Origin of the sequence: Phyllobacterium sp. 22229, assembly GCF_052056495.1 — a bacterium.
In the GTDB taxonomy this organism is placed as follows: Bacteria; Pseudomonadota; Alphaproteobacteria; order Rhizobiales; family Rhizobiaceae; genus Phyllobacterium; species Phyllobacterium myrsinacearum.
Genome location: NZ_JBQEPA010000017.1, coordinates 112,172 through 121,232, shown reverse-complemented (window position 1 = coordinate 121,232; position 9,061 = coordinate 112,172). Strand labels below are relative to the sequence as shown.

Genomic DNA, 9,061 nt, shown 5'->3' with positions numbered 1-9,061 from the left:
GGTCCACCGTCTTTAATCTGTGTCATGATTGCCTCGCAATGTTGCGACCGAACACGTCACGGACGCGTGGTGGCAGGATTTTGGATAATGGGGGCTTGGGCAGCTTTGGGCTGGACAGCTTTGAACTAGGTTTGACGGCACCGATGTGCTTGCCGCGAACCTTGGCGATCTTGGCCTTTTCCTTCACGTCCAGTGCGGTCTTGCCCAGATGGCAGTGAGAATGTGCTGGGGCCAGATTACCCTCGGTGTTATTCCCGCCATTGATCAGGGCAATGACGTGGTCAGCTTCCCATGTCTCACCGATCTTGATTGGCTGCTTGCATAGGTGACAAACGCCTTTGTCGCGGTCATATATGCGCTGACGGACGCGGGGCGGGGCCTTTGTGTCATCGGTCTTGCCGATCCATTCGGAAACTGTACGGGCCATCAGTTGCGCTCCCAGTCCAAACCAAGCTCACGGGCAAGCTGCCTGCACTTTTCAGAGCGGCGCTGATACCAGTCGGTTTTCTTGACCTTGAAATTGTTGATGACAACCGGACGGCGGCGGAATAGTCGTGAGAGTATCTTGATCATGCTGCCCTCGCCAAAGGTTCGGGAAGAGTCAGAGCAACGCCTTGCTCAGAGAAATGACGGAATACCAGATCGAGATACTTTGTCTTTTGCTTCGTGGTCATTAAGCGGGTGACAGGTAGGTCGAGCGGCTCTGTCATTATCGCAAGCTTCTGCTCGTAAGGCAGCGCTTTCACTACGTCGTCATATTTCTCCTGGAACTCTTCGTTCTCGGAACGCAGGATCGGAACGCCAATGGTCAGCTTGCAATATCCGCGCCAATACTCCGCGCTTTCGCCCAACTGTTCCGATACTTCTTTCATCCAAAGGCGCTGGAGCTTGTTCTGCTCAATGGTGCGCTTGCGGCCTGTTTCAACGGTAACGGTGAAGGGAAACTTCTGCTGCTCAAGATAGCGCACGAATAGTTTCCTATCGTACTCAGACTGGATAATGCGACTGGTCATGTCATGAACCTTTCCGCAGGGCATTCGCGCCCTGCTATCTGGTTGCGATTATCGAAATTCAGGGGCGAACGGGATTTCGTCGTCCAGATCGTGATTGAAACTGCGGCCACCGTCGCTCTGACTGCGGTAGTCACCCTGCTTGCGGTCGGGTTCGCGGCGCTGCTGCTGGTCTTCCTTTGGCTTGGGAGGGAAAAGCAGGATTGTGTATTCACCGCGGTCCGGGGCAGGGAGGCAATGAAGACGAAGGGTAAACCCGTCTCGATCCTTCATTGGCCAAGCAACGCCGATATTCGTGAACGCGGACTTCTCCTCGCCATTCTGTTCGTAGGTGCGGACTGCAACCGCTTCGTATCGCTGGCTCATGCTGCTTCCTTCTCAGGGTGTCCTTCGGGCAATGACTTGCCAAGTTCGATAAATTCTTCACGGAGGTTCGACTGCCAATCACTCGAAAGGCGGTTGCGCGCTTCGACATTGGCCGAAATCTGCCACCATGCGCGAAGCTCTGCCTTTGTCGTCGCAAGCCTCATGGCGCTCTGAAGAGTGGAATATAGGTTCCTGGCGTCGTCATTCTTGGGGGCAGATCGCTTTGGCTCGGAAGTCTTTGGCTCTTCGCCGAACTCTTCCTTCATCGCATTGACGTACTTGTTGTCGTCAAACATCCCCATGTGAACATCAGCGCCGACACCGATCATTTTCAGCGCATTCGTGACAGCATCCGTGTAGGCCTTTTTGAATGCTTCATCGTCAGCAGAAAGGCCGTACTTGTTCTTGCCAACTGCCTTGTCACCGCCGACGCCAAACGCAATCTGGTCCGGCTTCTGGTACCAGATCGATACGGTGCAGAAGACAAGAACCTCGCCTTCAGAAGCCGGGACAACTTGAAATTCAGGCCTGTATACACCCCAGCCTTGACCAACCGGCCCAAACTCTTCGGTCATCCTTTTGTATGACCACATCGGCTTGATTGCTGTTCCTTTGAAGCCACCGCTGCGTGAAAATGATTTCGTGTGGGCTGGGTCGGTTTTCCCGAGCTTTTCCCAAAGAGCAAGATTGTCGGTCATCACGCCACCTTCTTTTCTTCGATGATAGAGACGCCCGGAATGTTCCGGTGCTTTGCATCAACAAGTCGCTGCGCAAGGCTTGCAAAGAACGCATCCACGTCCGAGCGCTGTGTCAGCCAGCAATGGCGAGCAAACACTGTGGGATCGGTGATCTGCGCAATATGGCTGGTGCGCAGAGATGCAGCGCGCCCTATGGATTTCACTGAAGCCTTGAGATTGTCGGCCTTACGAGCGTAAGCCTCGGCCTCCTTGGCCTGTCTGACCAACTGTTCCGCGCGCTCATTTTCCTCAAGGTTCGTTCCGTCACGCTGGCGCATGGCTTCCATGGCGACACGCTGCGCCTCAGCAGCTTCGGCGCGAGCAACTTCACGGATGCGCTCGTTCTCTTCCTCGATTTTGATCAACCAAGGTGCCAATGCCTTCTTGCAGGCATCGATTGCCTTGACCGTCAAGCCTGTGACGGCCTTGGTGCTGCCGATCAGTTCGTTGTATCGAGCTTGAACCTCAGCCTTTGCATCATCGAAGGGCCTTACCTCTTCCTTGCGGGAAGCGTCGGCTTCTTTCTCCGCTGTTTGGATGAGGCGCATAAGCTTCTGGATTTCATCGGCCTGATCCTGTCTGGCGATTAGGGTGCCATCCATCCAGTTCTTTGCCTCTGCGTAGAGGCCTTCAATCTTTTCCTTGGCCGTCTCGTATGGGGTCGGCTCTGGCGGATTGTTGTGTCCGATTGTTGCGGTCATTCTGCTGCTTCCTTCCAAATCCGGCTGAATGCTTTCCAGTTTTTCAAAGCCCTGCGCATGTGACTGCGGTGCTGGGTTTTCGAGCCTTCCCGAAGGTATGAACGGGCAAGCCATCGGTTTGTCATTGCTGTGTCGCGCTTGTTGAGGGCGATCATGCGAAGATCAAAATTCGTCATGTCAGCCTCTCCAGAATGAAAAGGGCAAAGATGATGAGGAGGGCGATGATCAATGCCCGCTCGTACCGGCGCGCGCGGCGCTCTTCGATAATGCGGATGGCATCAAGCTCTTTGTCGAGGATGAAGCGGGTCATGCTGCCACCGCCGTATCTTCGGCTGCGATAAGCGCCGTATTGATCCAGTCGCGGATTTCTTTGAGTTCATCGGCCGTGACGTACCGCGTATTGCTGGTGAACGTGCCTTCAAGACTGATCTGGAAGGCCGCACCTGAGCGGTCGAACCGGGTCATATGCTTGCGAACGAACAGTTCGAGGCTGAGGCTCTTCTCATCTGCAGCATCGAGAGAGAAGTTCTCGATGGCCTTGAGGTTGGCGCTGACGATGATCATGCTGCCACCTGCAGCATTGCATCAGTGGAGCACTGGCGGATCAATTCAGGATCGGCCGGAACCCAGCTTAGGGCGTCCTGTTCGCGGAGAATTTGCGCAGCGACTGCATCGCGCCACGCCTTCGGGTGAAATCCGGTTGGGCGGATATTCCAGCACCGGGCATCTACTAGGCTTTGAAAATCTGTGTCGGTGATTGTCATCGCATCCATCCGTTGTTCGATGGATCAATTAATATACGCATACGCATAAATGTCAAACATAAAATATACGTGTTTGCATAAATTTATTTACAGTAGGCTACGGTCTGTTAGAATCACTGCAACAAAAAACCGCCCGGAGGCGGTTTGTGATCATGCGGTTTAAATTAGATCAGTGCCCAACTACACCGAAAAGTGTTTGCAGTTTTGGTGCGAGCACAGACACGGCAACCATGACGGTTATCAATCCAGCTATCCCCTTATAGATGAATTCCTTGGAGGGGAGGTGATTGATGCGCTCTGCGAGAACGGCCGTTTGTATCTTTAAGTCAGCAATATCCTTGATGGTGGCATCGAATTTGCCATCCATCTTTTCAAAGGCCTTTTCCAATCTTGTGACGCGGGCTTCCATATCATCATATGTGCCACCACCACTACCAGATTTCAAGGAGTGAATTGTTTCAGCCTGGGCCTTCAGTTGATATTGAAGAAAGGCAATGCTCGGTTCAGTCAAAATGGCCTCCGTAATGAAGAGCCGATAGGCTTTGAACAAGTTCGTTTGTCATGATTTGAAGGTTGGATAAATCCTTCCTAGCTCGGTCAGCTAGATCGTTACCCGTTTGAAAGGAAGCGCCATAAACCAAACTGGTCATAATACCGTTCATTTCGACCGTGCAGACTGCTATTCTCATGACACTTTCTTTTAGTGCTGCAATTTCTCTCTTTGTTTCATCGTCCACGTTTCACTCCATATCTGGCACTTCACCCGACTGAAACAAAACCGTCGGTGGCCCATATTCCCCAATATCTGGCTGTGCTTCTCTCGTCCAAGCTATGACACCAACGTGCTTGCCGGCCAGATCCCGCGCAGTTCGTATCGCACGATCTTCCACCTCGAACTGCATAGCCTCAAATGCTGGCACGAGTTCGCCCTCGTCACTGCGAGAGAAAGCCATAACAACAATGAGGCGAACAGGGTCCATCAGGCAGCCTTCTGTCTAGTCGCAAGCAAAATGAAAAAGGAAAAGAATGATGCCAAGGCATAAAATCCAAGTGCATCGACAAAACTCATGGTGCCGTTTGCAGAATACGACCAAGCTCCTAGGATAGTAATAATAATGAGGCCTACTATGTAGGAAATTGGCATTGATACAGTAACTACTTTTCGCAATACCCATGCAATTAGAGCGCCAAATGCAGCAGTCCCCAAAATTGCTCCCACAAACATTCCAATGATATAATGCACAATCCCCCCCCCTACATTTTCAAAATCGAACTATGCTTGCAACTTGAGCTGCCCTTGAATGCCGCCTTGTTTCCCAACTTTTTTAAGCATTGCTGGTGGGAGAATTGCAAAAATTTCCCCGATCCATTCAAGATGCACATCTTCAATGGGGCTTGCGTTCCATGAAAAAAGGCTGACCCCTACCGGCCCGCGCATAATGGTCTTGATAAAGCGGCGACCGTCATTGGTGAGCACCGCAGCTTCTTCACCGTAGAAAGATTCGAGCGGCTTCTTTTGATCCTTATAGACGATTATGACCGCGCCCTCTTTGTAAACGGGCAACATAGAGTCGCCACGAACCTTGAAGGCGATCATTTCTGCCGGCAGTGGGAACGGTACTTCAATTTGGTCCAATCCTTCAGGCGGAATCTGTTCATAGTCTGGTTCCACTACAGCTCCAGCACCAAGATAACCCACCAATTTGATCATTGATTGGCCTGGTACAATGTCATGGCTGGCCCCCGCCGCTTGCTCATAAAGCTCATTGATCTGGTCTCGTCTGGCCCCTGTTGGTTCCGAGCCGGAAAACCAACGGCTGACAGTTGGCTGAGACACGCCAAGTCGCTCGCTCAGTTCGATCTGCGTCCAATTATTGGCGCTTAAAATACGCCGTAACTTTTCATCCATTGATATCATCGCAATACGGTATATTCGCAGACGCATACAGACAAATACGCGTTTGCATAATTTCTACTTGATTGATATGCGTATGCGTATATTATGCGCATCATGAACACGCTGAAACACATCAGGAAGAACATCTTCAAAGTTACGCAGGCGGAATTCGCCCAGATTGCCGGGGTGGGGCAACCCTCTGTCTCGCGCTGGGAGAGGGGTGTCGCACCATCGCTTGACGAGATGCAGGCGATACGCGCCGCTGCAGCACAGAGAAAAATCAAATGGAATGACGCGTGGTTTTTTGATGCTCCGACTCAAATCGGAGAGCGTGCGGCATGAACATATCAACGAAATTTCGGGAGTACCAAGCTGTAACCAGCCGTACGATCTATTACCGAGCCGACTTCCCGAACAGGACAGCCGGTCGCCTCGGAAGCCTGTTGACTGGGAAAGTCACTCACCCTGAAACCCGGCTGTCCGCCCCTTTTCTCATTGCTCGCCGCTTTTCTCCCTACAGCTCGGGCGGTTTGAGCATGTCTGGCCACCGGAGCGTGTTGCACCGCTCCGGTGGCCTCTTTTCTTGCCGTCACACGGGACAGGAGAGCTCCGGCAAGAAATCCAATCTGTTTTTCATTCCAGTCATCAACCTCGTGATCCCCATCGCTGCCGTTGATGCCGTTCGCCGCTTCATTTCTCTCCAAGTTCTCTGTGTTGCGCTCCATGACAGCAACCGTATTGGAGAGTTTTTGTCATGGGTAACAAACCTTTTGTCGAGGACGACAAAATGACTGACGTGTACGTCAAAGAGGCCCGCACCATGGGCGAATACCTCTTGCGCCGCGAGTATCGGGGCATGGGTGACACAATCGAAGCCGCCGCACACCGGGTGCAGACCAAGCTTGGCGCACCAGCTTCAATCCTCCTGCGTCTACGCCACCGGCGAGAGATGAAGGACATGATGCTTTCGAGCTTCGCGGCAATCGCTGAAGCCTATCAAAAGGTGTCCGACAAAACCGACCAAATCTACGAGAACGAAAGGTCCATCCATGCGCCCAATTCGAAAGCTGTGTGGCTGGCTGATCTTGTTTCTGGTTCGAAAGAGCCTCGCAGCGATCAGTAAGGTCCGCAGCTTTTGGCGGCGATTGATCCAGCGGACAAAACACAGACGAGCAGACAGCGAAGACAGAAAGGAACGGCCGGAATGAAGGTTCGATCAATCGACATTATCGTCATCGTCTGCATGGTCTTGTTCAGTATGGCTCTCGTCGGTGCAATGTTAGTTTCCGGCATTAGTCTGAGCCATCAGCTCACCAAGGCTTACGCCCTGCCAAAACCAACAAATCCCGCTTCAATCGTGAGGTGCGACCATGGCTAAAAAACCAAAGCCTTCTCTCAAGCTTGAAAAACTTAATCGGGCGCTGAAATCCGGCAAGGTTATTTGCCGGACCAACTCATCATCTGATGAGCCTGAATACTCATTCGAACCGGGGGGCGCATCCGTAGGTGCCTGGGCGGTCAACCGTGCCTTGGAGCTCGGCCTTATCGTTCCTGCACAAGACGCGCTGTTTCCAGATATGGACAGCCAAACCTATCGGGCGGCTTGATATGACGGACCGCCTCACAAACGCTGAAATGGCCGACATCTTTTTGGGTGAAGCTTGGTCAATGGCCGATCTTATCGAGAAGCATTCTCATGGCAAGGATCGTAGGCCGGACAGCTGGTTCGTTCAAATGCGAAGGATCGGAACCGCTCGCCGTCAGGCTGCAGAAGACTACAAGCGCGCGGCTCAAAGAGAGCAGGGCGCAGCATGAAAATGACAGCCGCCGAGTTTTTGAAGTTGCACCCCGCGAAGCCCAACAAGTTTGGTGCGCAACGGACGACGCTTGACGGCATCAAATTCGATAGCAAGGCTGAGGCTACCTACTACAGCACCCTCAAGCTCAGAGAACGGGCAGGGGAAGTGCATAGCGTCGAAATGCAACGCCCATTCGCTCTGACCATCAATGGCTACCTGATAGGCACATACAAAGCAGATTTCTGCTTCTGGGATGTTCTGGAGGATCGCTATCGCGTCATCGACGTGAAGGGTGTTGCCACGCCTGTATTCAAGCTCAAAGCCAAGATGGTCAAGGCACTTTACGGATTTGACGTGGAGGTCGTGCAGTGACGATTTCTGCCAGTGTTCTTGAGGCAATGTTGAAAGCAGGCTGCACGGCCGAGCAGCTTGTTGCTGTCGTTCGTGCGGACGAAGAGGCAAATGCCGAACGCTTGGCAGACAAGCGAGAGAAGAACAGAATTCGTCAACAAAATCATAGGGCGCGTAACGCGCTGTCACGCGTGACAGAGTGTGACAAGCGTGACCTTCTTCCCCCCGAAGGTTCTTTCCCCACACCCCTATCTCCTAACCCCCTAACATCATTACCCCCTTCGCCCCCTAAAGGGGGCTCTTCCCCCACGGATTTCGAAGCTTTCTGGGCGAAATATCCCCACAAGGTCGGCAAACGGGATGCGGAGAAGGCCTTTTCCCAAGCCATTCGCCGGGACTCGCTCGATGCGATCATGGCTGGACTGGAGCGATACGCTCGAAAGACCGACGACCGGCCTTGGTGCAACCCGTCGACGTTCCTGAACCAAGACCGGTGGGCAGACGCCCCGGCCGTCGTTGCCCCGCATCGCAGCGGAACGTCGCCACCACTCGGCAACAGGCGGCGGAACTACCTCGATGCAGCATTGGATTTGATCGGAGATCAGGAAAATGGACCAGAAAACAGTTTTGGCAATGGCAGCAATGTTGAATTCCTTCCCCCAAGGAAGCAACGATCTGGACCTGACGTTGCGGACATTTCAGAGCATCCTTGGCAACCTGTCATCACAGGCAATCACTGAAACGGCGCAGCGCTTTGCCGCTGGGGAAGTGCAGGGGCAAAGCCTCAAGTTTGCTCCATCGGTTGCAGAGTTCACACAAGAGGCGCGCCGTATCGAAGGCCTGTTGCCCTACCGCAATCAGCAGTTGCTTCCCTCGCGGCGCGACAGCTACCAGCCTTTGCCTGACGACGAAGATGCCCGCATGAGGTTGAAATTGCCTCTCTGGTCCGAAGCGATGAAGCGCGGTCAGATCGAACGGCTTGCGACTGCCCTTGCATCTGGCCTCGATCATGTCGTTGCCCTTGCCCAGGAATGGGAAGTAGCGATCCCTGAAGGCGTCTGGAGCCAGCTTGAACGCAAGGCCCCACAGCATAGGAAGGCTGCGTGATGCAGGATCTAGACGACATTCGCCAGCGCGCAGATCGGATCATCGCTGTGAGCCCTGCCTTGGCACGGGAGATCGCCCGCCGGTTCAATGCAGAGCCGTCCGGACTGACAAAGCGACAGGCCGAGGCATTGGCCTTCCTCAAGGACTTCCAGTCGGTGCACGGCGTTGCGCCGACCTATGCTGAGGCTGCGTCAGCTCTTGGAATTTCGAGGACGGCTGCATTCAATCGGATTCACCAGCTTAAGAAACGCGGGCACATTCAGATGCTATCCCATCAGTGCCGGTCAATCACACTTGTAGATGCAGCATAGGGACATCCCCAGCCCGAT

The 9,061-nt window shown here is 53.3% G+C and carries 24 protein-coding genes; 8 read left to right on the top strand and 16 right to left on the bottom strand.

All coding sequences use genetic code 11. The annotated features are described in order from the left end of the window. Positions 1–22: 22 nt before the first annotated feature. The 15 genes from ACTJJ7_RS20210 to ACTJJ7_RS20140 all read right to left on the bottom strand — a co-directional run bounded on the left by ACTJJ7_RS20210 (position 23) and on the right by ACTJJ7_RS20140 (position 5,487). Complete coding sequence (locus tag ACTJJ7_RS20210; protein WP_440968631.1) at positions 23–427, bottom strand: HNH endonuclease; 405 nt, start codon at positions 425–427, stop codon at positions 23–25. Beyond that, positions 427–573 (bottom strand): hypothetical protein, encoded by a 147-nt coding sequence (locus ACTJJ7_RS20205; protein ID WP_440968630.1) that lies wholly within the window; start codon positions 571–573, stop codon positions 427–429. Before ACTJJ7_RS20205 ends, ACTJJ7_RS20210 begins: the two co-directional genes overlap by 1 nt. Next, complete coding sequence (locus ACTJJ7_RS20200; protein WP_440968629.1) at positions 570–968, bottom strand: hypothetical protein; 399 nt, start codon at positions 966–968, stop codon at positions 570–572. Before ACTJJ7_RS20200 ends, ACTJJ7_RS20205 begins: the two co-directional genes overlap by 4 nt. Before the next feature lie 93 nt (positions 969–1,061). Further along, positions 1,062–1,376 carry a hypothetical protein gene (locus tag ACTJJ7_RS20195; protein WP_440968628.1) on the bottom strand — a complete coding sequence of 105 codons (315 nt, stop codon included), beginning with the start codon at positions 1,374–1,376 and terminating at the stop codon, positions 1,062–1,064. Next, positions 1,373–2,074, bottom strand: coding sequence for a hypothetical protein (locus tag ACTJJ7_RS20190; RefSeq protein WP_440968627.1), 702 nt, complete (start codon positions 2,072–2,074; stop codon positions 1,373–1,375). Before ACTJJ7_RS20190 ends, ACTJJ7_RS20195 begins: the two co-directional genes overlap by 4 nt. Then, entirely contained in the window at positions 2,074–2,814 is a 741-nt protein-coding gene (locus ACTJJ7_RS20185; protein ID WP_440968626.1) for a hypothetical protein, read from the bottom strand. The genes ACTJJ7_RS20190 and ACTJJ7_RS20185 overlap by 1 nt, the downstream gene beginning before the upstream one ends. Continuing rightward, positions 2,811–2,990, bottom strand: a complete 180-nt coding sequence (locus ACTJJ7_RS20180; RefSeq protein ID WP_440968625.1) for a hypothetical protein — start codon at positions 2,988–2,990, stop codon at positions 2,811–2,813. The genes ACTJJ7_RS20185 and ACTJJ7_RS20180 overlap by 4 nt, the downstream gene beginning before the upstream one ends. Continuing rightward, a complete protein-coding gene (locus tag ACTJJ7_RS20175) occupies positions 2,987–3,124 on the bottom strand; it encodes a hypothetical protein (protein ID WP_440968624.1) in 138 nt (45 codons plus the stop codon). The genes ACTJJ7_RS20180 and ACTJJ7_RS20175 overlap by 4 nt, the downstream gene beginning before the upstream one ends. Then, positions 3,121–3,378, bottom strand: coding sequence for a hypothetical protein (locus tag ACTJJ7_RS20170; protein WP_440968623.1), 258 nt, complete (start codon positions 3,376–3,378; stop codon positions 3,121–3,123). Before ACTJJ7_RS20170 ends, ACTJJ7_RS20175 begins: the two co-directional genes overlap by 4 nt. Next, positions 3,375–3,578, bottom strand: a complete 204-nt coding sequence (locus tag ACTJJ7_RS20165; RefSeq protein ID WP_440968622.1) for a hypothetical protein — start codon at positions 3,576–3,578, stop codon at positions 3,375–3,377. Before ACTJJ7_RS20165 ends, ACTJJ7_RS20170 begins: the two co-directional genes overlap by 4 nt. A gap of 169 nt (positions 3,579–3,747) precedes the next feature. Next, entirely contained in the window at positions 3,748–4,089 is a 342-nt protein-coding gene (locus ACTJJ7_RS20160) for a hypothetical protein (RefSeq protein WP_440968621.1), read from the bottom strand. Further along, the gene (locus ACTJJ7_RS20155; RefSeq protein ID WP_440968620.1) at positions 4,082–4,315 is read right to left on the bottom strand and encodes a hypothetical protein; all 234 of its coding nucleotides are present in this window, start codon (positions 4,313–4,315) and stop codon (positions 4,082–4,084) included. Before ACTJJ7_RS20155 ends, ACTJJ7_RS20160 begins: the two co-directional genes overlap by 8 nt. 3 nt (positions 4,316–4,318) lie before the next feature. Then, complete coding sequence (locus tag ACTJJ7_RS20150) at positions 4,319–4,558, bottom strand: hypothetical protein (protein WP_440968619.1); 240 nt, start codon at positions 4,556–4,558, stop codon at positions 4,319–4,321. Continuing rightward, positions 4,558–4,821 carry a hypothetical protein gene (locus tag ACTJJ7_RS20145; protein ID WP_440968618.1) on the bottom strand — a complete coding sequence of 88 codons (264 nt, stop codon included), beginning with the start codon at positions 4,819–4,821 and terminating at the stop codon, positions 4,558–4,560. Before ACTJJ7_RS20145 ends, ACTJJ7_RS20150 begins: the two co-directional genes overlap by 1 nt. Positions 4,822–4,851: 30 nt before the next feature. Then, positions 4,852–5,487, bottom strand: coding sequence for a LexA family transcriptional regulator (locus ACTJJ7_RS20140; protein ID WP_440968617.1), 636 nt, complete (start codon positions 5,485–5,487; stop codon positions 4,852–4,854). Between the two features lie 93 nt (positions 5,488–5,580). Here ACTJJ7_RS20140 and ACTJJ7_RS20135 point away from each other — a divergent pair, with 93 nt between their 5' ends. Further along, positions 5,581–5,817: a helix-turn-helix domain-containing protein gene (locus ACTJJ7_RS20135; RefSeq protein WP_440968616.1), complete on the top strand. Its 237-nt coding sequence runs from the start codon at positions 5,581–5,583 to the stop codon at positions 5,815–5,817. 5 nt (positions 5,818–5,822) lie between these two features. On the opposite strand, the gene ACTJJ7_RS20130 is transcribed toward ACTJJ7_RS20135, so the two are convergent. Continuing rightward, positions 5,823–6,200 carry a hypothetical protein gene (locus ACTJJ7_RS20130; protein WP_440968615.1) on the bottom strand — a complete coding sequence of 126 codons (378 nt, stop codon included), beginning with the start codon at positions 6,198–6,200 and terminating at the stop codon, positions 5,823–5,825. Positions 6,201–6,229: 29 nt separating this feature from the next. On the opposite strand from ACTJJ7_RS20130, the gene ACTJJ7_RS20125 reads away from it, so the two are divergent. The 7 genes from ACTJJ7_RS20125 to ACTJJ7_RS20095 all read left to right on the top strand — a co-directional run bounded on the left by ACTJJ7_RS20125 (position 6,230) and on the right by ACTJJ7_RS20095 (position 9,043). Further along, positions 6,230–6,598, top strand: coding sequence for a hypothetical protein (locus ACTJJ7_RS20125; RefSeq protein WP_440968614.1), 369 nt, complete (start codon positions 6,230–6,232; stop codon positions 6,596–6,598). Between the two features lie 247 nt (positions 6,599–6,845). Continuing rightward, complete coding sequence (locus ACTJJ7_RS20120; RefSeq protein WP_440968613.1) at positions 6,846–7,082, top strand: hypothetical protein; 237 nt, start codon at positions 6,846–6,848, stop codon at positions 7,080–7,082. A 1-nt stretch (position 7,083) separates the two neighbouring features. Then, positions 7,084–7,290, top strand: a complete 207-nt coding sequence (locus ACTJJ7_RS20115; protein ID WP_440968612.1) for a hypothetical protein — start codon at positions 7,084–7,086, stop codon at positions 7,288–7,290. After that, positions 7,287–7,646 carry a DUF1064 domain-containing protein gene (locus ACTJJ7_RS20110; RefSeq protein WP_440968611.1) on the top strand — a complete coding sequence of 120 codons (360 nt, stop codon included), beginning with the start codon at positions 7,287–7,289 and terminating at the stop codon, positions 7,644–7,646. The genes ACTJJ7_RS20115 and ACTJJ7_RS20110 overlap by 4 nt, the downstream gene beginning before the upstream one ends. Beyond that, entirely contained in the window at positions 7,643–8,365 is a 723-nt protein-coding gene (locus tag ACTJJ7_RS20105; protein ID WP_440968610.1) for a hypothetical protein, read from the top strand. Before ACTJJ7_RS20110 ends, ACTJJ7_RS20105 begins: the two co-directional genes overlap by 4 nt. Then, a complete protein-coding gene (locus tag ACTJJ7_RS20100; RefSeq protein ID WP_440968609.1) occupies positions 8,313–8,732 on the top strand; it encodes a hypothetical protein in 420 nt (139 codons plus the stop codon). The genes ACTJJ7_RS20105 and ACTJJ7_RS20100 overlap by 53 nt, the downstream gene beginning before the upstream one ends. Further along, positions 8,732–9,043: a LexA family protein gene (locus ACTJJ7_RS20095; RefSeq protein WP_440968608.1), complete on the top strand. Its 312-nt coding sequence runs from the start codon at positions 8,732–8,734 to the stop codon at positions 9,041–9,043. The genes ACTJJ7_RS20100 and ACTJJ7_RS20095 overlap by 1 nt, the downstream gene beginning before the upstream one ends. Positions 9,044–9,061: the final 18 nt, after the last annotated feature.

What these genes read in the sequence shown, in the direction of transcription:
- ACTJJ7_RS20210 (WP_440968631.1), bottom strand. Translation starts at nt 427, where the DNA reads ATGGCCCGTACAGTTTCCGAATGGATCGGCAAGACCGATGACACAAAG.
- ACTJJ7_RS20205 (WP_440968630.1), bottom strand. Translation starts at nt 573, where the DNA reads ATGATCAAGATACTCTCACGACTATTCCGCCGCCGTCCGGTTGTCATC.
- ACTJJ7_RS20195 (WP_440968628.1), bottom strand. Translation starts at nt 1,376, where the DNA reads ATGAGCCAGCGATACGAAGCGGTTGCAGTCCGCACCTACGAACAGAAT.
- ACTJJ7_RS20190 (WP_440968627.1), bottom strand. Translation starts at nt 2,074, where the DNA reads ATGACCGACAATCTTGCTCTTTGGGAAAAGCTCGGGAAAACCGACCCA.
- ACTJJ7_RS20185 (WP_440968626.1), bottom strand. Translation starts at nt 2,814, where the DNA reads ATGACCGCAACAATCGGACACAACAATCCGCCAGAGCCGACCCCATAC.
- ACTJJ7_RS20180 (WP_440968625.1), bottom strand. Translation starts at nt 2,990, where the DNA reads ATGACGAATTTTGATCTTCGCATGATCGCCCTCAACAAGCGCGACACA.
- ACTJJ7_RS20175 (WP_440968624.1), bottom strand. Translation starts at nt 3,124, where the DNA reads ATGACCCGCTTCATCCTCGACAAAGAGCTTGATGCCATCCGCATTATC.
- ACTJJ7_RS20170 (WP_440968623.1), bottom strand. Translation starts at nt 3,378, where the DNA reads ATGATCATCGTCAGCGCCAACCTCAAGGCCATCGAGAACTTCTCTCTC.
- ACTJJ7_RS20165 (WP_440968622.1), bottom strand. Translation starts at nt 3,578, where the DNA reads ATGACAATCACCGACACAGATTTTCAAAGCCTAGTAGATGCCCGGTGC.
- ACTJJ7_RS20150 (WP_440968619.1), bottom strand. Translation starts at nt 4,558, where the DNA reads ATGGACCCTGTTCGCCTCATTGTTGTTATGGCTTTCTCTCGCAGTGAC.
- ACTJJ7_RS20140 (WP_440968617.1), bottom strand. Translation starts at nt 5,487, where the DNA reads ATGGATGAAAAGTTACGGCGTATTTTAAGCGCCAATAATTGGACGCAG.
- ACTJJ7_RS20135 (WP_440968616.1), top strand. Translation starts at nt 5,581, where the DNA reads ATGCGCATCATGAACACGCTGAAACACATCAGGAAGAACATCTTCAAA.
- ACTJJ7_RS20130 (WP_440968615.1), bottom strand. Translation starts at nt 6,200, where the DNA reads ATGGAGCGCAACACAGAGAACTTGGAGAGAAATGAAGCGGCGAACGGC.
- ACTJJ7_RS20125 (WP_440968614.1), top strand. Translation starts at nt 6,230, where the DNA reads ATGGGTAACAAACCTTTTGTCGAGGACGACAAAATGACTGACGTGTAC.
- ACTJJ7_RS20120 (WP_440968613.1), top strand. Translation starts at nt 6,846, where the DNA reads ATGGCTAAAAAACCAAAGCCTTCTCTCAAGCTTGAAAAACTTAATCGG.
- ACTJJ7_RS20115 (WP_440968612.1), top strand. Translation starts at nt 7,084, where the DNA reads ATGACGGACCGCCTCACAAACGCTGAAATGGCCGACATCTTTTTGGGT.
- ACTJJ7_RS20110 (WP_440968611.1), top strand. Translation starts at nt 7,287, where the DNA reads ATGAAAATGACAGCCGCCGAGTTTTTGAAGTTGCACCCCGCGAAGCCC.
- ACTJJ7_RS20095 (WP_440968608.1), top strand. Translation starts at nt 8,732, where the DNA reads ATGCAGGATCTAGACGACATTCGCCAGCGCGCAGATCGGATCATCGCT.